The 18,216-nt window shown below is 62.4% G+C and carries 17 protein-coding genes; 10 read left to right on the top strand and 7 right to left on the bottom strand.

What is annotated here, in order from left to right:
- Position 1 precedes the first annotated feature (1 nt).
- On the bottom strand, positions 2-877 hold the full coding sequence (locus AC07WT_RS31770) for an extracellular solute-binding protein (protein ID WP_492593291.1): 876 nt from the start codon (positions 875-877) through the stop codon (positions 2-4).
- A 165-nt stretch (positions 878-1,042) separates the two neighbouring features.
- Between AC07WT_RS31770 and AC07WT_RS31765 the strand changes: the two genes are divergently transcribed.
- Complete coding sequence (locus AC07WT_RS31765) at positions 1,043-1,522, top strand: nuclear transport factor 2 family protein (RefSeq protein ID WP_494950025.1); 480 nt, start codon at positions 1,043-1,045, stop codon at positions 1,520-1,522.
- A gap of 81 nt (positions 1,523-1,603) precedes the next feature.
- Positions 1,604-2,482 carry a 2OG-Fe(II) oxygenase gene (locus tag AC07WT_RS31760; RefSeq protein ID WP_494950024.1) on the top strand — a complete coding sequence of 293 codons (879 nt, stop codon included), beginning with the start codon at positions 1,604-1,606 and terminating at the stop codon, positions 2,480-2,482.
- Positions 2,483-2,706: 224 nt separating this feature from the next.
- Here AC07WT_RS31760 and AC07WT_RS31755 read toward each other — a convergent pair whose 3' ends face one another.
- Entirely contained in the window at positions 2,707-4,146 is a 1,440-nt protein-coding gene (locus AC07WT_RS31755; protein ID WP_494950023.1) for an MFS transporter, read from the bottom strand.
- 352 nt (positions 4,147-4,498) lie between these two features.
- On the bottom strand, positions 4,499-5,383 hold the full coding sequence (locus AC07WT_RS31750) for an isocitrate lyase/PEP mutase family protein (RefSeq protein WP_494950022.1): 885 nt from the start codon (positions 5,381-5,383) through the stop codon (positions 4,499-4,501).
- Positions 5,384-5,600: 217 nt separating this feature from the next.
- Here AC07WT_RS31750 and prpR point away from each other — a divergent pair, with 217 nt between their 5' ends.
- The 3 genes from prpR to ahpF all read left to right on the top strand — a co-directional run bounded on the left by prpR (position 5,601) and on the right by ahpF (position 10,001).
- A complete protein-coding gene (gene prpR, locus AC07WT_RS31745) occupies positions 5,601-7,553 on the top strand; it encodes a propionate catabolism operon regulatory protein PrpR (RefSeq protein ID WP_494950021.1) in 1,953 nt (650 codons plus the stop codon).
- A gap of 137 nt (positions 7,554-7,690) precedes the next feature.
- Entirely contained in the window at positions 7,691-8,254 is a 564-nt protein-coding gene (gene ahpC, locus AC07WT_RS31740) for an alkyl hydroperoxide reductase subunit C (RefSeq protein ID WP_492593297.1), read from the top strand.
- A gap of 154 nt (positions 8,255-8,408) precedes the next feature.
- Positions 8,409-10,001, top strand: coding sequence for an alkyl hydroperoxide reductase subunit F (ahpF, locus tag AC07WT_RS31735; RefSeq protein ID WP_494950020.1), 1,593 nt, complete (start codon positions 8,409-8,411; stop codon positions 9,999-10,001).
- Between the two features lie 226 nt (positions 10,002-10,227).
- On the opposite strand, the gene AC07WT_RS31730 is transcribed toward ahpF, so the two are convergent.
- Both AC07WT_RS31730 and AC07WT_RS31725 read right to left on the bottom strand, forming a co-directional pair.
- On the bottom strand, positions 10,228-10,641 hold the full coding sequence (locus AC07WT_RS31730) for a DoxX family protein (protein ID WP_492593299.1): 414 nt from the start codon (positions 10,639-10,641) through the stop codon (positions 10,228-10,230).
- Positions 10,642-10,712: 71 nt separating this feature from the next.
- Positions 10,713-11,438: a pirin family protein gene (locus AC07WT_RS31725; protein WP_494950019.1), complete on the bottom strand. Its 726-nt coding sequence runs from the start codon at positions 11,436-11,438 to the stop codon at positions 10,713-10,715.
- A 131-nt stretch (positions 11,439-11,569) separates the two neighbouring features.
- Here AC07WT_RS31725 and AC07WT_RS31720 point away from each other — a divergent pair, with 131 nt between their 5' ends.
- Positions 11,570-12,460 (top strand): LysR family transcriptional regulator, encoded by an 891-nt coding sequence (locus AC07WT_RS31720; protein WP_494950018.1) that lies wholly within the window; start codon positions 11,570-11,572, stop codon positions 12,458-12,460.
- 134 nt (positions 12,461-12,594) lie between these two features.
- On the opposite strand, the gene AC07WT_RS31715 is transcribed toward AC07WT_RS31720, so the two are convergent.
- Positions 12,595-13,611, bottom strand: coding sequence for a 1-aminocyclopropane-1-carboxylate deaminase (locus AC07WT_RS31715; RefSeq protein ID WP_494950017.1), 1,017 nt, complete (start codon positions 13,609-13,611; stop codon positions 12,595-12,597).
- 158 nt (positions 13,612-13,769) lie between these two features.
- Between AC07WT_RS31715 and AC07WT_RS31710 the strand changes: the two genes are divergently transcribed.
- The 4 genes from AC07WT_RS31710 (at position 13,770) to AC07WT_RS31695 (ending at position 17,036) form a co-directional block, all read left to right on the top strand.
- Positions 13,770-14,279, top strand: a complete 510-nt coding sequence (locus AC07WT_RS31710) for an Lrp/AsnC family transcriptional regulator (protein WP_492593303.1) — start codon at positions 13,770-13,772, stop codon at positions 14,277-14,279.
- Between the two features lie 136 nt (positions 14,280-14,415).
- Positions 14,416-14,919: a peptide-methionine (R)-S-oxide reductase MsrB gene (gene msrB, locus AC07WT_RS31705; RefSeq protein ID WP_494950016.1), complete on the top strand. Its 504-nt coding sequence runs from the start codon at positions 14,416-14,418 to the stop codon at positions 14,917-14,919.
- 44 nt (positions 14,920-14,963) lie between these two features.
- Positions 14,964-15,710: a peptide-methionine (S)-S-oxide reductase MsrA gene (msrA, locus tag AC07WT_RS31700; RefSeq protein ID WP_494950015.1), complete on the top strand. Its 747-nt coding sequence runs from the start codon at positions 14,964-14,966 to the stop codon at positions 15,708-15,710.
- Between the two features lie 429 nt (positions 15,711-16,139).
- Positions 16,140-17,036: a MipA/OmpV family protein gene (locus AC07WT_RS31695; RefSeq protein WP_494950014.1), complete on the top strand. Its 897-nt coding sequence runs from the start codon at positions 16,140-16,142 to the stop codon at positions 17,034-17,036.
- 116 nt (positions 17,037-17,152) lie between these two features.
- Here the strand turns inward: AC07WT_RS31695 and AC07WT_RS31690 are convergent, their stop codons facing one another.
- On the bottom strand, positions 17,153-18,112 hold the full coding sequence (locus tag AC07WT_RS31690) for a LysR family transcriptional regulator (protein WP_494950013.1): 960 nt from the start codon (positions 18,110-18,112) through the stop codon (positions 17,153-17,155).
- Between the last annotated feature and the right edge of the window lie 104 nt (positions 18,113-18,216).

Below are 18,216 nucleotides of genomic sequence, written 5' to 3'. Positions count from 1 at the left end.
GTTACTGCGCCGCGTCGATCACGGCCTGCACCGAAGGCGGCAGCGCTTGCACGTTGCCGCTCACGGTGGGTTTGACGACGTCTACGCCGTGTTGCTTCAACAACGCGCGACCCTGCGCGCTCAGCAGAAAGTCGACGAAGCTGCTCGCGCCGGCGTGGTTCGGCGCATCGCTGAGAATCGTCAGTGTGTAGCTGGCCTTCGCCTGTAATTCCGGCGCCGGGCGGATCGCCGGAATCTTCAGGTCGGAGGTCTCGGTCGAGTAGAAGAAGCCGGCGTCGAGCTGACCGGATTGCAGGCGGCCAACCAGGGTTTCCTCGGGCAGGACCTGCGCGGGATTTTCCGCCGCGCCGAGCGTCTTCTCGACGAGGTCGGGTTGATGGTAGAGCTCAGCCGCTTTGGTCATCATCTCGACGGTGAACGCGCCTTTCGGATCGAGCTTTGGATCGGTGCGGCCGATGCGGATGCCCGGTTCCTGCAATACCTGATCCCAGCGCTTGCTCTTGAAATCCGCGGCGAATCTGCTTCGCGGGTTATAGCCGATCATCAACGGCGATTCGGCGAAGTTCACATACCACGTGACGTGATCGCCGTTCGCTTCACCCATCAGGCTGCCGTTCACCTTCGGGCTCGCGCTGATGAATACGTCGCCGCGCCGCAGCTTGCCCTTGATCTCGTTGGCGATCTTGTTGGAGCCCGCCGCATAGCCGCGGAATTGCTGGCCGGTGGCTTTCTCGAACGCCGGGCCGACGCTGCGCTCCATCAGATTGACGAGCGAACCGGCGTACAGCACGTTGACCGTGTTGTCTTGCGCGACGGCGGGCGCCGCCGTCACCACTCCAGCCATAACCACGATAGATGCGAACAGCTTGCGGATCATGCGATAACCCCGACTCGTTATTAAGAGCGCTATATTACCGTCGTCACATTGCGTGAAGGCAGGACGAGACGCGCATCTGATCGCCCGGGCGTGCGTGCACGTGAAGCTGCGTGCGCGCTTTCCCGCCTGGCTGTTTCGGGAGCGGGCAACCTGCAACAGAGAAAAATGAGCCATCCCAACACCGAATTGATCGAGCGTTTTTACACTGCGTTCCAACAGCGCGACGCCGAAGCCATGGCCGCCTGTTATGCCGACGACGTGGTTTTCAGCGATCCTGCGTTTGGCGAGCTGCGCGGTGAAGAAGCGCGCGATATGTGGCGCATGCTGATTTCGCGCGCGCAGGATTTTTCTCTGGCCTTCGACGGCATTCAAGCGGACGGGCATGATGGCCGCGCTCACTGGGTGGCCCGCTACACGTTCAGCCAGACGGGCCGCATGGTGGTCAACCGGATCGACGCCCGTTTCGTGTTTCGCGACGGCCGCATCGTCGAGCATCGCGACAGTTTCGACCTGTGGCGCTGGGCGCGTCAGGCGCTGGGCGTCAAAGGCGCGGTGCTCGGCTGGACGCCGTTCGTGCAACGCGCGATCAGGGCGCAGGCGAAAAAAGGCCTCGATCTCTATCGGCGCAGGCAACGCCGGGCGTGAGCGACGAGCGCCCGGTCTCGCGCTTGCCTTGATCCGGCCGGATGATGCAGTATTTCGTCATGCCGACGAATGGGGAATGCTATGCCTGTAGTGGATGCAGCCTGGGAACACTGGCTGAGTACCAATGTGGATCGCGGTTGCAGCATGGAGTCGATGATCGATTCGATGGTGCAGGCCGGTTTCGCAACCGATGCCGCGCGCACGGCGGTGCACAACGCGTTTGGCACGACCCCTGCTGACGTGGCCAGCCTGGTTCACGGGGCGACTGAGGCGGCGCTGACGCCAGCCGTGCCGCACACGTACCAGTACGACGAAACTCCCGTCGCGAGCGGCAATCTGATCCACGCGTACGATCGCGACGTCAGGGTGCTGATGCGCTGCGAACGGCCCCAACTGATCGTGTTTGCCGACGTGCTCTCGGCCGGCGAGTGCGGCGAGCTGATCGAACGCTCGCGGCACCGGCTCAAACGCTCGACCATCGTCAATCCCGAGACCGGCAAGGAGGACGTGATTCGCAATCGCACCAGCGAAGGCATCTGGTTTCAGCGCGGCGAAGATGCGTTCATCGAGCAGATGGACCGGCGCATCTCGAGTCTGATGAACTGGCCGGTCGAAAACGGCGAGGGGCTGCAGATTCTGCATTACGGCACTAGCGGTGAATATCGGCCGCATTTCGATTATTTTCCGCCGGATCAGCCGGGTAGTGCTGTGCATACCGCTCAAGGGGGCCAGCGTGTGGCTACGCTGATTGTCTATTTGAACGATGTCGCTGACGGCGGGGAGACGATTTTTCCCGAGGCGGGTATGTCAGTCGCGGCCAGGCAGGGCGGAGCGGTGTATTTCCGGTATATGAATGGACAGCGGCAGCTCGATCCGTTGACCTTGCATGGGGGCGCGCCGGTGCTCGGCGGCGATAAGTGGATTATGACCAAGTGGATGCGGGAGAGGGCTTACGGTTGAGATCGCCCGCTCGAGCGTCGCGCGTGGCATGTCCTTCGCCCATGCTGTCTCCTGCGACAAAAACGTGTAAATCATCTCGATGTCGAGGTCGTCCTTGTTGCTCGATATCGTCAGGTCGTTTGCTTGCATCGCAAGTCTCCGTTTGTTCCGCTAACGTCAATCAAAAGGAGGCGACAGCGTTCGCACCGCTGCCGCTTCTTGCCACGCTCTTGCCAGCTTCGCCGTCAGCCTTTCACAGGATCCTCGGCGCCGCGCGATCCGCCGCCGATGCTGTGGCCGGCGTCGTGCGCCAAACCCATGTAGCCGACCACCGATATCAGTGTCAGCACCCCGGCAAACAGAAACGCGAGACGGAAGTCGTCGAGCGTGAATACGCGGCCGGTCGTCTCGCCATTGAAGAACGCAGCCGCACGCAGCGACACGGCGCCGAAGGCGATGCCCAAGCCGATCATCATCTGCGCCGCCGCGCTCCATAGCGTGCTGGCCGCGCTCATCTGCGGCTGGGCGACGTCGGCGTAGGCAAGGGTGGCCAGCGTCGAGAATTGCATGGAGCGCGCCACGCCGTAAACGAAGACGACCAACAGCACCAGCGCGAGCGGCACATTCGGCGTCAACAGGCCGCACGCGATGATGAACACGCCGGCCACCGTCACGTCGACGATCGACACCATCCGGAAGCCGTAGCGCTGCAAGATGCGCGTGGTCAGCGCCTTCATGCCGAGGTTGCCGAGCGCGCTCGCGAGCAGCAGCAAGCCCGATTTGAATGCGGACAAGCCAAAGCCGACCTGGAACAGCAGCGGCATCAGATACGGCACCGCGCCTATGCCGATGCGCGTCAGCGAACCCGTTACCACTGTCACCGAAAAGGTCGGGATCTTCAGCGTCGATACGTCGATCAGCGGATGCGGATGCCGCTTTGCATGCTGGAACGCCACCATGCCAACCAGCAATCCGCCGATGATGAATGCCGCGGCAATCCACGGATTCTCGCCAGGCTGGCTGGCCAGTTCGGCGCCGTACAGAATCGCGGTCAGCGTCGCGCCGCTCAGCAGCAGGCCGGCCACGTCGAGCGGCTTGCGTTCGCTGCCGCGCAGGTTCGGCACGAGCACGATCGCGATGGCCATCACCGCCAGTCCGAACGGCACGTTGAGCAGAAAGATCCAGCGCCACGACGCATAGGTCGTGATGAAGCCGCCGATCGGCGGTCCGACCACCGGCGCGGCAATCGCCGGCCAGGTGATGGTCGAGATCGCCTGCATCATGCGGCTCTTCTCGGTGCTGCGGACCACGATCAGACGGCCCACCGGCACCATCATCGCCCCGCCGATGCCTTGCAGGAGCCGTGCGGCGGTGAATTCGGTCACGTTCTGCGACAAACCGCACAACACCGAAGCCACCGTGAAAACGCCGATTGCGCTGAAAAACACCGTGCGCGAGCCGCCGCGGTCGGCGACCCAGCCGCTCGCCGGTATGAAAATCGCCAGCGCCAGCATGTAAGCCGTCATGCCGAGACTCAGGCTGTTCGGGCCGACGCCGAACGAGTGCGCCATCTGCGGCAACGCGGTGGCGATCACCGTGGTGTCGAGGTACTCCATGAAGAAGGTGGCCGCCACGATATAGGGCAGCCAGCCGACGTGCGAATTGCGTGCGCTGCCGCCGGTCATTGCACCTGCCTCATCGCACCGCGCGTGAATTCGACGCCGCCACCACCTTGGCGGCGCATACCGCGAGATTGTCTTGACTTCATGTTCTTGCGACTACCTTTCGAAAACGTGTTTCCGGCATCCCCGGCAGGTGGGCGAGCGACGGGATCGCGGCCCGCGCCGACGTGTCAGTGACGTGTCAGTGACGTGTCAGTGACGTGTCAGTGACGTGTCAGTGACGTAGCCGCCAGCCCTGAATCCTAACGCAATAACCTGCACGACACCGCCTGAGAGGGCCGTAACAGTGGCGTAACGCAAGCCGGCGGCCGACGCGCGCAGGCGCGCCGGAAACACTGCGAGGTCGTCGCGCCGATCAGTCCTTCGCCGCGTACTCGCGATCGAGCCTGTCGTACAGCGGCTTGTTGACGAGCCGCTGGCGTTCGCTGAACGGCGCGACCAGCGTGGCGTCTTCGTCGAGGCGGCCGTTGCTCCTGAGCGTGCCGAGCGCGCGTTGCATGCCGAGCACCGCGCCTTGCAGCGCCGCGTTCGCGTACAGCACGATGCCGTAGCCGAGTTTCGCGAGCGCTTCGCGCGATTGCACCGGCGTCTTGCCGCCGATCACGATGTTGATCAGTTGCGGCTTGTCGAACAGCGCCGGCAGACGTTCGATGTCGGCGAGCGATTCAGTCGCTTCGATAAACAGAATGTCCGCGCCGGCTTCGATGAAACGATGGCCGCGCTCGATGGCGTCTTCGATGCCGTGCACCGCGGCCGAGTCGGTGCGCGCCATGATTTGCAGATTGCCGTCTTCGCGGGCGTCGACGGCCGCGCGAATCTTGCCGACCATTTCGCTCGTGCTGACCACTTCCTTGCCGGCGAAGTGGCCGCATTTCTTCGGCATGATCTGGTCTTCGAACTGGATCACGTCGGCGCCGCTGCGCTCGAGCACGCGCACGGTCTGGCGCACGTTCAGCGCGTTGCCGAAGCCGGTGTCCGCATCGACGATCAGCGGCAGCGCGACCGCGTCGCGAATCCGTGCCGTGTGTTCGGCGACTTCGGCCAGGCCGATGAAGCCGAGGTCGGGCAACCCGAGCGACATGTTGGTGACGCCGGCGCCCGTGATGTAGAGCGCTTCGAAGCCGGCGTCTTCGATCACGCGCGCGCTCATCGCGTTGAAGGCGCCGGGCACGAGCAGGCCCTGGCGTTCGTTGACTTTGGCGCGGAAGGCGGCGCGGCGGGTGGCGGAAGAAGTGCTCATGACAGTTTGTCTCCGGATCATCTGAAGTGGGATAGAAAGGCCAGCATGGCGCGCAGGAAGCATGCCAGTCGCGGGTGCGCAGATTTGCGTCGAACAATCAGTAGGTTAGGCGGTAGGGCGTGGCACGGTGGTTCATGGCAGAATGGCCGGCGTGTTCCATGAAACGTTTCATGGAACGTTTCAGCTACGAATGTTCAGCTACGAATGGAGTGTCGCGGTGTCCACTTTCACGCCGTCCCTTGCCAACCCGAATCCGGGCCGCCCCGGCGTTGCTCTCGTCAGTATCAGCCGTCTGCAGACGTTGTGCGAAACGGTTGCGCCGCGCTACGCCGGGCGCGCCAGGTTTTTCCCGGTCCGCGAAGGCTACGGCGCAGCCGTCACCGCGTTGCAGGCTTATGTCGATGCCGGCGCGGTGGACGTCGTCCTCGCGGCCGGATCGAACGGCGCCTACCTGCGCGACAACCTGAGCGTGCCGGTCGTGATGGTCAAGGTGAACGGCTTCGACGTGCTGAGCGCGATCACCCGCGCCACCACCACATGGCCCGGCGCGCAGATCGGCCTCGTGCTGCATGAAACGATCTCGCACGAACTCGCCGACCTCGGCGCGTGGCTGAATGTCGGTCTGCGGCAGCGCGCGTACCGTTCGGTCGACGAAGTGCGGCTCGCCGTCGACAACCTGGCCGCCGCAGGTTGCAGCGTCATCATCGGTCCGGGTATGGCATGCGATTTCGCCCAGCAAGCCGGCCTGGAGAGCGTCTTTCTGTACTCGCTCGGGGCGGTTGAAGAAGCGTTCGAGCGCTCGGTCGAACTGGCGCGCGTGAGCCGTGAGAAGGAATCGAAGCGCGTGCGTCTGAACACGATCGTCGCTCACCTGCGCGACGGCGTCGCCGCCTTCGACGACGCCGGTCAGCTCGAAGCCGTCAATCCGGCGATGCTCGATCTGCTCGGCCTCGACCGCGAACAGGACGTGCCCGCGCAACTGGCGCGCGCCGTCGGACCGCTGCTGCGCGAGACGCTCGAGCACGACGCGCCGGTCGAAGAACGGATCGAGCAGATCGGCGGCCGTGCGCTGATCGTCAACTGCGTGCCGATCGTCGAGCAAGGTTTGCGTTCCGGTTCGGTGGTGACGGTGCAGGATGCGCTGATCGCGCAGCGGATCGACCGCTCGCTGCGCACCAGCCAGCGGCCGAAGCAACTGGTCGCGCGGCGCAGTCTGGACGATCTGGTTGGCGGCTCGGCGGCGCTCGAGCGGGTACGGCGGCTCGCGCGCGCGGGCGCCGCGCACGACGCGACCGTATTGTTGAGCGGCGAAAGCGGCACCGGCAAGGAACTGGTCGCGCAGGGCATCCACAACGCCAGCCGGCGGCGCGGCAATCCGTTTGTCGCGTTCAATTGCGCGGCGCTGCCCGAAGGGCTGATCGAGAGCGAACTGTTCGGCCACGAGGAGGGCGCGTTCACCGGCGCGCGGCGCGGCGGCAAGCCGGGCCTCTTCGAGATCGCCCACACCGGGACGATTTTCCTCGACGAGATCGGCGAGATGCCGGCGGCGCTGCAAAGCCGTCTGCTGCGCGTGTTGCAGGAACGTGAAGTGATGAAACTCGGCTCGGGGCGCGCGACGCCGATTGACGTGCGGGTGATCGCTGCCACTCACCGCGATCTGCATGCACTGGTCGAACAGGGTGTGTTCCGCGCGGATTTGTATTTTCGTCTGAACCTGCTTCAGATAGAATTGCCGCCGCTGCGCGAACGACGCGGCGACGTCGCTCAACTGGCGCGGCACTTGTTAAGCCGCAGCGCGCTCCAATACGGGCTGCCGGATGCGGCGTTCGAGCGTGTGCTGGCGTTCCTCACGCCGTTGTTCGAGCACTATGCGTGGCCCGGCAACGTCCGGGAGCTGGAGAACCTGCTGGCGCGCGCCGCGATCTACCTGAGCGATCCGGCCGGCGAGGCCTGGCAGGATCGGCAAGCGGTGTTTCCAGAATTCGGGCGGATGAAGCAGTCCGCGGCGCCAGCCTCGGCGCCCCACCTCGCTGATGATGCTCCGGCCCGCAGCACCCCGACCCGCGAGGACGCCATGCGCGCTCTTGAAGAGGCTGGCGGCAACCGAGCCGCGGCGAGCCGGGCGCTGGGAATCGGCCGCACGACCCTTTGGCGGCTTATGAAAGACTGATCCGGCGCGATAGCTGTCAGCGGGTCGATAAATAGCGTAAAACTATTACTATTATTAAAACAATCTGCTTTACCTATTAAGCGACGTCTGACATACTGACTCCACTTTCCAACCACTCAGCAAAGAGGACTCAGCAAATGCCGATCATCAACAGTCAAGTCAAACCGTTCAAGGCACAGGCTTATCACAACGGCGATTTCGTGACCGTCACTGAAGAAAGCCTGAAGGGCAAGTGGTCGGTATTCGTTTTCTACCCGGCTGACTTCACGTTTGTTTGCCCGACCGAACTGGGCGACCTGGCCGATCGTTACGCCGAATTCCAGAAGCTCGGCGTCGAAATCTACAGCGTGTCGACCGATACGCACTTCACGCACAAGGCATGGCACGACACGTCGGACACGATCCAGAAGATCAAGTACCCGATGCTGGCTGACCCGACGCTGGCAATTTCGCGCAACTTCGACGTGCTGATCGAAGAAGAAGGTCTGGCGCTGCGCGGCACGTTCGTGATCAACCCGGAAGGCGAGATCAAGCTGTGCGAAATCCACGACAACGGTATCGGCCGTGACGCGGGCGAACTGCTGCGCAAGGTGCAAGCTGCGCAATACATCGCGGCTCATCCGGGTGAAGTTTGCCCCGCCAAGTGGACGCCGGGCGCTGAAACGCTGACCCCGTCGCTCGACCTGATCGGCAAGATCTAAGGTCCAGGTCCCACCGCAGTAAGCGCCGCGCTGCGGCGCATCTCCGTGCGGATCGCTTCATGGAGCGGTCCGCGCGTCCCCGGGCTGCACGCTTCCTATCCGGATGTGTGCGGCGCCCGGGACCCAACACCCCTCGTCACGGAATCGAATAGCCATGCTTGACGCCAATCTCAAGACTCAGTTGAAAACGTACCTCGAAAAGGTTAGCAGGCCTATCGAGATCGTCGCCTCGCTCGACGACAGCGCGAAATCGCAGGAGCTGCTGGCATTGCTGAACGATATCGCTTCGCTGTCGGAGCGTGTTTCCGTGATCGAGCGTCGCGGCGGCGACGAACGCAAGCCGTCGTTTTCGATCGGCGAGCCGGGCAAGGATGCGGGCATCCGTTTCGCCGGCATTCCGATGGGGCATGAATTCACGTCGCTCGTCCTCGCGCTTTTGCAGGTCGGCGGCCATCCGGTCAAACTCGACGATGCGATGATCGAACAGATCCGCAACCTCGACGGCGACTATCGATTCGAAACGTATTTTTCGCTGTCGTGCCAGAACTGCCCGGAAGTCGTGCAGGCGCTGAACGTGATGGCGCTGATCAACCCGCGCATCCGCCACGTGGCGATCGACGGCGCGCTGTTCCAGAACGAAGTCGAAGCGCGCCAGATTATGGCGGTACCGACTATGTTCATGAATGGCGAAGTGTTCGGCCAGGGCCGCAGCGGCGTGAAGGAAATCCTCGCGAAGCTCGATACCAACGCCGGTGCGCGTGCGGCGAAGGAACTGGAAAAGAAGCCGGTGTTCGATACGCTGATCGTCGGCGGCGGCCCCGCGGGTGCGGCGGCCGCGATTTACTCGGCGCGTAAGGGCATTGCGACGGGTGTGGTTGCGGAACGCTTCGGCGGCCAGGTGCTCGATACGCTGGCGATCGAAAATTTCGTCTCCGTGACGGAAACCGAAGGGCCGAGGTTCGCGACGGCGCTCGAACAGCACGTGAAGAGCTACGAAGTCGACATCATGGACGTGCAGCGCGCTGAAGCGCTGATCCCGGGCCGCATCAACGAAGTGCGTCTGGCAAACGGCGCGGTGCTCAAGGCGAAGACCATCATTCTGGCGACCGGTGCGCGCTGGCGCGAAATCAACGTGCCGGGCGAGCGCGAGTATCGCAATCATGGCGTGGCGTACTGCCCGCATTGCGATGGTCCGCTGTTCAAGGGCAAGCGCGTCGCGGTGATTGGCGGCGGCAATTCTGGCGTCGAGGCGGCGATTGATCTCGCGGGTATCGTCCGTGAAGTGACGCTGTTCGAATTCGGCGCACAACTGCGTGCCGACGAAGTGCTGCAACGCAAGCTGCGCAGCCTCGCCAACGTGACGATCGTGACACAGGCGCAGACCACTGAAATCACCGGCGACGGCAAGAAGGTCAACGGTCTGGTTTACAAGGATCTGCGTTCGGGCGAAACGAAGAAGGTCGAACTGGAAGGCGTGTTCGTGCAGATCGGCCTCGTGCCGAACACCGAGTGGCTCAAGGGCACGGTGGAGTTGTCGAAACACGGCGAGATCGTCGTCGACGCACGCGGCGCGACGTCAGTGCCGGGCGTGTTCGCCGCCGGCGACGTAACGACCGTGCCGTTCAAGCAGATCGTGATTGCCGTGGGCGAGGGCGCGAAGGCATCGCTCAGCGCGTTCGATCATCTGATCCGCAGCAGTGATGAAGACGAAGTGGTCAGCGAGGCTGACGCAGAGCTGGCGGTTTGATGGTTTTGTTTTAGGCAGTGGACGGCGGCCTTTGCGGACCGCCGCGTGATGAACCCACGTGTGGTCGCGCACTATCAGGGCAACATGGCGCAGTCGAATATCCGGCCGGCGATTCGCGAGCGTGTGCTGGCGCAGTTTGTCGGCTAGCGCGAACCCGCAGGTAATAAAAAAACGCCGCCCGGTTTACGCCGGGCGGCGTTTCTTTATCGGAGATTGAAGCGTGACTTCACCGCCGGTCGAACGAGTATTTTCCCGCTCCGGTCACGCACAACAGCAGCAATCCGCCGATGACGCTAATGTTCTTGTAGAAGTGAATCATGTTGTCGTACTGCACCGCGCCAGTCATGTTCCAGTAGTGGTGGCCGATGAGCGCCGTACCCAACGTATAGAGCGCGAGCAGCAACGCGAGCGGCCGCGTATAGAAGCCCACCACCAGCGCGATGCCCACGACCAACTCCATCACCACGGCGATGATCGCGGACAACCCGGGCATCGGCGCGCCGCTCGACGTCATATAGGCGACGGTGCCTGAAAAGCCCGTCAGCTTCGACCAGCCGAACATCACGAACAACACCATCAACAGGATGCGGGAGACGAGAATCAGTTCGTCTTTACGGTTTTCAAATAGCGTGTAGCGCATGATTTTTTCTCGATAGGGCAGAAAGAGGTGAGGCTCGCCGCACACTTCGCGGCGAACCCCGATGAAGCCGATTAAGACCAGAGCTCCGACATTTCGATGTTACGCAGATCGAACACCAGCACTTCGGCGTCTTTACCTTGCGTGAAGGTCAGCGCTTCTTCGCCGCGGACCCGCGCACCATCGCCCTCGCCAAGTTCGACGCCGTTCACCGTCACGCTGCCGCGCGCCACGTGCACATAAGCATAGCGGTTGCTGGCGAGTTCGAGGCGGGCAGTTTCGTCGCCGTCGAAAAGGCCGGCATAGACGCGCGCATCCTGTTGCAGCGCCAGCGATTCGTTCGCACCATCCGGCGACAGCACCAGACGCAGCACGCCGCGCTTCTGATCCGCGCCGAAGTGGCGTTGCTGGTAACGCGGCGGCGTGCCTTTTTGTGCCGGCGCAATCCAGATTTGCAGGAAATGCACGGGGTCACTTTTCGAATGGTTGTATTCGCTATGCGCAACGCCGGTACCTGCGCTCATCAACTGGATGTCGCCTGGCACGATCACCGAACCGGTGCCCATCGTGTCCTTGTGTTCAAGCGCGCCTTCCAGCACGTACGAAAAAATTTCCATGTCGCGATGTGGGTGCTTGCCGAAGCCTTGTGCCGGCGCGACGCGGTCGTCATTGACCACGAGCAGGTCGGAGAAGCCGTTCTGCTTCGGGTCGTGGTAGTTCGCGAAGGAAAACGTATGACGTGAGCTGAGCCAGCCGTGCTCCGCGCGGCCGCGTTCATTGGCGTGTCTGATATCGAGCATCGTATTTCTCCCTGGTTTGTGCGATCCGGCCAGATGTTTGTCCGCGATCAATGAAGGAGAGTGTAAGTCAATCTGGGTGTATATAATCGCGTCCATACAGGAAACACTGTCGTGTATGGGTGGACAATACAATGCAACTCGATGACATGCGGATCTTCGTCGCCACGGTCGACGCCCATAACTTCACCGCGGCGGCCAACCGGCTGTCGCTATCGAAGCAGTTCGTCAGCCGGCGCGTGATGGCGCTGGAAGAGGCGCTCGGCGTGCAGTTGCTGATCCGCAATACGCGCAAGCTCGCCGTGACCGAACTGGGTCAGGAGTTTTACGAGCGCGCGAGGCGCATCCTGGGTGAAGTGGAGGATGCCGAGCAGGCGATGTCGCTGCGGCGCGCCGGGCCGCGCGGTTTGTTGCGGGTCAGCGCGCCGATGTCGTTCGGGATGATGCATCTGTCCCCGCTCGTGGCGATGTTTCTACGCAAGCATGGAGATGTGCGGTTCGATATGGAACTGAGCGATCGCACTGTCGATGTGGTGGGCGAGGGCTTCGACATGGCGATTCGGATCGGCACGTTGCCGGACTCGACGCTGATCGCGCAGAAGCTCGCCGATGTGCGGATGGTCGCCTGTTGCAGTCCTGCATATGTGCGTCGGCGCGGGGCGCCCAAAGTGCCTGCCGATCTGGAGCGGCATTCCTGCTTGCTGTATGGGCACGGTGGGGTGGTGAGCTGGGAGTTCGTTGTCGATGGGGCGGTCAAGAGTTTTGAATTGCGGGGGCCGCTGCGGGCGAATAACGGGGATCTGATTCGCGATGCGGCTGCAGCTGGATTGGGGATCGTTCGGCTTCCTGATTTTATCGTGGCCGATGCTATCAGGAGCGGTCAGTTGGTGACCGTGCTGGATGAGTTCCTGCCTCGAGTGTCGACGGCTTACGCTGTGTATCCGCAGCATCGGCAGAGTTCGGTGACGATTCGGGTTTTTGTCGCTTTTTTGCGGGAGCAGTTGGGGAAGGTTCTGGTTTCCTGATTCCGGCGGCGCTGCGCGCGCAGAAGGGTACTTCTCGCAGATTGGGTTGGCTCGGTTGCTCCCGGCTGCTAACCCATGGCGGCGCAAGCAGTTCGCTTTGCGCCGCCGTTTGCAGCTTTCTGCTGCCTGCTGATTTACCCGTTGCGGAATATGAAGCTGTAGCCGTTCAGCGCCGGCACGCCGCCCAGGTGGGCGTACAGCACGCGTGAACCTTCCGGAAATTCGCCCTTGCGTACCTTGTCGATCATGCCGTGCATCGATTTGCCTTCGTACACGGGATCGGTCAGTACACCCTCGAGGCGCGCGCACAAACGGATCGCCTCGAGCGTGCCTTCGTTCGGCAAACCATACTCCGGACCGCCATAGCGTTCGTCCAGCACCACGTCCTTGCCGGTGATGTCGCGTCCGAGGCCGACTTTTTCTGCCGTCTGTCTGGCGATTCGCGTGATCTGCTCGCGCGTCTGCGCAGGTTTCGCGGAGGCGTCGATGCCGATCACGCGTTCAGCGCGGTCATCCGCAGCAAAACCGACCACCATGCCGGCCTGTGTGCTACCCGTCACCGAACACACCACGATGTAGTCGAACTTGAAACCGAGCTCGGCTTCCTGCTGCCGTACTTCTTCCGCAAAGCCGACAAAACCGAGGCCGCCCAGCGGATGATCGGAGCAGCCTGCCGGAATCGCGTACGGTTTGCCGCCGGCGGCCCGCACGCTTTCCAATGCGTCTTCCCAGCTCTTGCGAAAACCAATGTCGAAACCGTCCGCTACCAGCCGCACGTCGGCGCCCAGAATGCGCGACATCTGGATGTTGCCGACGCGGTCGTACACGGCGTCCGAATAGTTGACCCAGTTCTCCTGCACCAGCACGCACTTCATCCCCAGATGCGCTGCGACCGCCGCCACCTGGCGGGTCTGGTTCGACTGGATCCCGCCGATCGATACCAGCGTGTCGCAGCCCTGCGCCAGCGCCTCGGGAATCAGATACTCAAGCTTACGTGTCTTGTTGCCGCCAAACGCAAAACCGCTGTTGCAGTCCTCGCGTTTCGCATACAGATGCACCTTGCCGCCAAGGTGGTCGCTCAGACGCTTCAGCGGCTGGATCGGCGTCGGCCCAAAAGTCAGCGGATAGCGAGGGAATCGTTGCAGGTTCATAGCAGCTCCGGTTGTAGGTTTGACGCGAACAGCAAGCTTTCGCGTTAAACAGATGGTAGGTAAAAGTGCTGGAAATGAGCTTGCTAAAAAATTCAACTGGACCTACTTTAAAGATTAAGGAAAGTAAAATAACGTAATAAAACTTCGTATGGAAACCCATGAACGCAACAAAAATTCGTAGCGTATCGACGGCTGAAACCGATCCGCTCCAGGCGCTCGATCGCATCGACCGCGCGATCCTGCGTCAGCTGCAAACCGATGCGTCGATTTCGAACGTCGCGCTCGCGGCTAAAGTGAAGCTGAGCGCGCCGGCCTGTTTGCGGCGCGTGGAGCGGTTGAAGGAGTCCGGGCTGATTCGCGGAGTCGTCGCGTTGATCGATCCGAAAGCGGCGGGCGCGGGGATGCTGGTGATCATCGGCGTGGTGCTGGATCGCTCCACGCCGGAGTCGTTCGCGGACTTCGAGAAAGCCGCGCAGAAGGTGCCGGGTTGCATGGAGTGCCATGTCGTCACCGGCGAGTTCGACTACTTCATGACGATCCGCACACGTGACAGCGACAGCTTCAATCGCCTGCACGCGGAGCAGTTGCTGTATCTGCCGGGCGTGCGCCAGATCCGCTCGTTCATGGTCCTCAAGGAGATCCTGTCGACCACTAAATTTCCGCTCTGACTGCTGCCTTCACGCGAAAAGACGCGCATGCTGTCATAAAACCCGCACTGGGCCGACTAAGCATCGGGACCACTCGCGGGAGGCGCCGGAGGCGCGGGAACGGGGTGAATGGAGCAGATTTTCCGGGGCGATCATCATGGCTTGCAGCAGACGGATATTCTTCAGATTAATCGGTGCGGCTTCGCTGGCCGGCGGTACCTCGGCATGGCGCGCAGCCTTCGCGGCAGGCGCAAACGCAGCGGCGGCCTACGAAGTCACACATAGCGAAGCCGAGTGGCGCAAGCTGCTCACCGACGCGCAGTACAACGTTCTGCGCGAAGCCGGCACGGAGCGGCCCTACAGCAGCCCGCTAAACAACGAGCACCGCGGGGGCACGTTTGCATGCGCCGGCTGCAAACTGCCGCTGTTTTCTTCGAAGACCAAGTTCGACAGCGGCACGGGCTGGCCGAGTTTCTGGCAGCCACTGGATCATGCGGTCATTACCCACTCCGACAAGTCGTTCGGCATGACGCGCGAGGAGGTGTTGTGCCGGCGTTGCGGCAGCCACTTGGGCCACGTATTCGACGATGGACCCAAGCCGACCGGTCTGCGTTATTGCATGAACGGCCTCGCGCTGGTCTTTACGCCGGCGGCGGCATGAGCAGGCGTCGCACGGAGCGAGCCTATCCAATCAGGACGAACATCATGAGCATCGGAAAACGCATCATCGGCGAACCGGCCCGCTCGCGCGTAGCGGCCATCATGCTTTCGCTTGGACTGTGCGCGGTGGCGTTGCTGGGGACGCAGCGTGTGGCGTTCTCGTCGGAGGCCGCAGTCGTGATCGCACCGCCCGCGCTCGACGAACCAGTTTCCGCAGCCACGTCGCACGAGGAGACTGCCGTGTTCGCGGGCGGTTGCTTCTGGGGCGTGCAGGGCGTGTTCCAGCACGTGCGCGGCGTCACGAAGGCCGTGTCGGGCTATTCCGGCGGCCAGCGCGATACCGCGCAGTACGAAACCGTCAGCGGCGGCAACACCGGCCATGCCGAATCCGTTCAGGTCACCTTCGATCCGGCCAGGGTGACCTATGGCCAGTTGCTGCAGGTGTACTTCTCGGTGATCCACGACCCGACCGAGCTGAATCGCCAGGGGCCCGACAGCGGCACGCAATACCGTTCAGCGGTGTTCCCGCTCAACGACATGCAACGGCGCGTCGCGCAAAGCTATATCGCGCAACTCGACAAAGCGCATGTTTTCTCCGCGTCGATCGTCACGAGGACGGAGCCGTTCAAGGGCTTCTATCCGGCTGAGTCTTATCACCAGAACTACCTGACGCTGCATCCCAACTCAGCGTATATCGCGATCAACGACATGCCGAAGGTCGCGAACCTGAAGCGCCTGTTCCCAGCTTTGTATCGTGACAAGCCGGCGCTGGTCGAAGCGGCGCAGCAGTAGAGCAGTCATTGCGCAACTCCACCGGGTGATCTCCGGCGCCGCATCGAGCGGCGCCGTTTTTTTGGGGGGGGGCACCCCACTGTTGCTTAATCACTGCTTGCGGCATGGCCCACGTCCATGCGTTCGTCGTCCGGATCGAATATCACCCAACTGAGCATGCGGATCAGCGATTAGGCCCGCATTTTGCGCAAGCGTCTGCGTCGGGAAATCTCTCGCACATGTCTGTTCATACGAAAGCCCGGATTGACGTGCCGAAACAGTTCCGGACAGCGTATTTTGACGAATTGTGCGTGTCGTTCACTGAAAAAGTTACGCGCCGGGGAGTAGTGCGGCGGGCGTTCGGATGTTTTCAATTCATTGGAGACACGTTGTCGCGGACACCGGGCGAGAACATCAACCCTTTTGCGATATGCGAGATCGGAGGTTAGGGTGTTGAACAGCTGTGGAAAGCGGATCGGCAAGTTCCGCGATAAACGAACAGGCGTTGCGGCAACTTCTCTGGTCGTCGTGGCCATTGGCGGCATTGCCGGATTACCGGTAGCGGCTTCGGCCCAAACGCCTTCGCCATTGGGTGAATGGCAGTACGCCGCCGGCATTGCGCTGCAAAAGATGTGGCAACCCGACATTCCGGACTGGCAGGTGCGCGTCGGCGCGGCCACGTCGTTCCAGCCACGCTATGAGGGCTCGCAGCGTTATCACATCATGGCCGGTCCGAGCGTCGACGTGCGTTACAAAGACCTGTTTTTCCTCTCTAGCGGTGAAGGCTTCGGGGCCAACTTCGCGCAAGGACCGAACTGGCGCGCCAGTATCGAAGCGGTCTACGATCTCGGGCGTCGCGCTCATGACGATCCGCAGGAACTGAACGGCCTCGGCAACCTCAATCCGGCGCCGGGTGTCAAACTGTCGGGCGAATATGTCGTGTCGAAGAATTTCCCGCTCGTGCTGCGCGCCGACGTCAGACGCTACTTCGGCGGTTCGAATGGCTGGATCGGCGACCTCGGCGCTTACCTGCCGATGCCGGGCAGCACGCAAAAGTTCTTCTGGTTCGCCGGACCCAACGTGACACTCGCGGACTCCACTTACATGAATAGCTGGTTCGGCGTGAATCAGCATCAGGCGGCGCACTCGCAATACCCGCAGTATCACGCGAGCGCGGGCTTCAAGTCGGTAGGCTTCGGCGTCAGCATGGTGTGGCTGTTCGACAAGCACTGGTTCGCGACCGCTGACGGCGCGTTCGAACAACTCGTTGGCAGCGCTGGGGACAGCCCGATCACGCAGCGAAAGGCCAATGGCGTGTTGGATGTTTCTTTGAATTACCGGTTTTAGCCCAAAAGCACAAGCATGCCGCCGCCAGCGCGGCCCGGCATTTCCAGCCAGCGCCAGTTGTTCGCGCGATGTCTGCTGCCGAAGCGGTCCTGATCCGGCGTGAACAGGACCTGAAGTCAAAAGTCAGCCGGAAGCCGCCCTCGCCTGGGTTTTGCCTCGGCCTGCGTGTCGCGGTCCCAGCGCTTTAGCCACGGCGTGATGAAGTCGGCGAAACCATCCGCCGGCGGCGACAACGCACGTTCGGTCGAGCGATAAACGCACACCTCGCGGATCGTTTCGGGATCGACGATCCGCCTCATCGCCAACCCGAACGTCCTGGCGAGCGGCGCCACGTAGGCGGGCGCGAGCGTCACGGCGAGCCCTTGCGCGGCAAGGCCGAACGCGGTGGTGACGTTGTCCACCACGTCTACTGGGATGATGCGCGTCTCGGCCGGCAGATTGGCCAGCATCTGTTCGACTGCGCGCTCGTGATCGCGCCCGGTGGCGACGATCGGCACATCGCGCAGATGCTGCCACAGCAACCGGCGCCGCGCGTTCAACGGATGCGACGGCGCGCACCACATCACCCACGGGCTCGCAAACGCCGGATCGCAGCGGACCCGCGTGCCGCTCTGGCGGTCGGGACCGATCGCCAGATCCACGTCGCCGCTCTCCACACGCTCGACCAGTTGCTCGACCACGGTGTCGAAAATGCGCACCACCACCTTGGGTTTATCGCGCGCGTACTCGGCGATGGCCGCCGGCAGCGCGGTCGCCGCGATCACCAGCGGCGCGCCGACCCGCACGATGCCGGCGGCGCGGTTGCGGATATCGTCGGCGGATTGGGCGGCCGCGCGCACGTGGCGCAGCACCGATTCGGCCGACGACAGAAAATCCTGTCCCGCGCTCGACAGATTCACTCGCCGCGTAGTACGGTCAAAGAGACGAAAGCCCAGTTCCGTTTCCAGTTCGGCGAGCAACTGGCTGACGGCCGACGAAGTCAGTCCGAGCCGCTCCGCCGCCGCGCCGATACGATGTGAATCGACGATGGCGAGAAACGCTTCGAACTGCCGGATAGTGACGCGAGTGAGAGGCATGAGGCGATTCTAAAGAGAAACTTACGAATCGTGAAAAAACGATTGATTGTGCCCGGCAGCCGCCTGGCCGACACTCGTTCTTCTCGACACCCGAATCCAGCGCC

The sequence above is a fragment of the Paraburkholderia sp. GW821-FHT02A12 genome (assembly GCF_059422005.1).
The sequence above is the reverse complement of the archived record's forward strand: the minus strand, read 5'-3'. Positions and strand labels throughout refer to the sequence as shown.

Excerpts from the sequence above, each read along its gene's own strand:
- AC07WT_RS31715 (WP_494950017.1), bottom strand. The coding sequence starts at position 13,611 with ATGAACCTGCAACGATTCCCTCGCTATCCGCTGACTTTTGGGCCGACG.
- AC07WT_RS31720 (WP_494950018.1), top strand. The coding sequence starts at position 11,570 with ATGCAACTCGATGACATGCGGATCTTCGTCGCCACGGTCGACGCCCAT.
- AC07WT_RS31765 (WP_494950025.1), top strand. The coding sequence starts at position 1,043 with ATGAGCCATCCCAACACCGAATTGATCGAGCGTTTTTACACTGCGTTC.
- ahpC (WP_492593297.1), top strand. The coding sequence starts at position 7,691 with ATGCCGATCATCAACAGTCAAGTCAAACCGTTCAAGGCACAGGCTTAT.
- AC07WT_RS31710 (WP_492593303.1), top strand. The coding sequence starts at position 13,770 with ATGAACGCAACAAAAATTCGTAGCGTATCGACGGCTGAAACCGATCCG.
- AC07WT_RS31730 (WP_492593299.1), bottom strand. The coding sequence starts at position 10,641 with ATGCGCTACACGCTATTTGAAAACCGTAAAGACGAACTGATTCTCGTC.
- msrA (WP_494950015.1), top strand. The coding sequence starts at position 14,964 with ATGAGCATCGGAAAACGCATCATCGGCGAACCGGCCCGCTCGCGCGTA.
- AC07WT_RS31760 (WP_494950024.1), top strand. The coding sequence starts at position 1,604 with ATGCCTGTAGTGGATGCAGCCTGGGAACACTGGCTGAGTACCAATGTG.
- AC07WT_RS31690 (WP_494950013.1), bottom strand. The coding sequence starts at position 18,112 with ATGCCTCTCACTCGCGTCACTATCCGGCAGTTCGAAGCGTTTCTCGCC.
- AC07WT_RS31755 (WP_494950023.1), bottom strand. The coding sequence starts at position 4,146 with ATGACCGGCGGCAGCGCACGCAATTCGCACGTCGGCTGGCTGCCCTAT.
- AC07WT_RS31770 (WP_492593291.1), bottom strand. The coding sequence starts at position 877 with ATGATCCGCAAGCTGTTCGCATCTATCGTGGTTATGGCTGGAGTGGTG.
- msrB (WP_494950016.1), top strand. The coding sequence starts at position 14,416 with ATGGCTTGCAGCAGACGGATATTCTTCAGATTAATCGGTGCGGCTTCG.
- AC07WT_RS31750 (WP_494950022.1), bottom strand. The coding sequence starts at position 5,383 with ATGAGCACTTCTTCCGCCACCCGCCGCGCCGCCTTCCGCGCCAAAGTC.
- AC07WT_RS31725 (WP_494950019.1), bottom strand. The coding sequence starts at position 11,438 with ATGCTCGATATCAGACACGCCAATGAACGCGGCCGCGCGGAGCACGGC.
- ahpF (WP_494950020.1), top strand. The coding sequence starts at position 8,409 with ATGCTTGACGCCAATCTCAAGACTCAGTTGAAAACGTACCTCGAAAAG.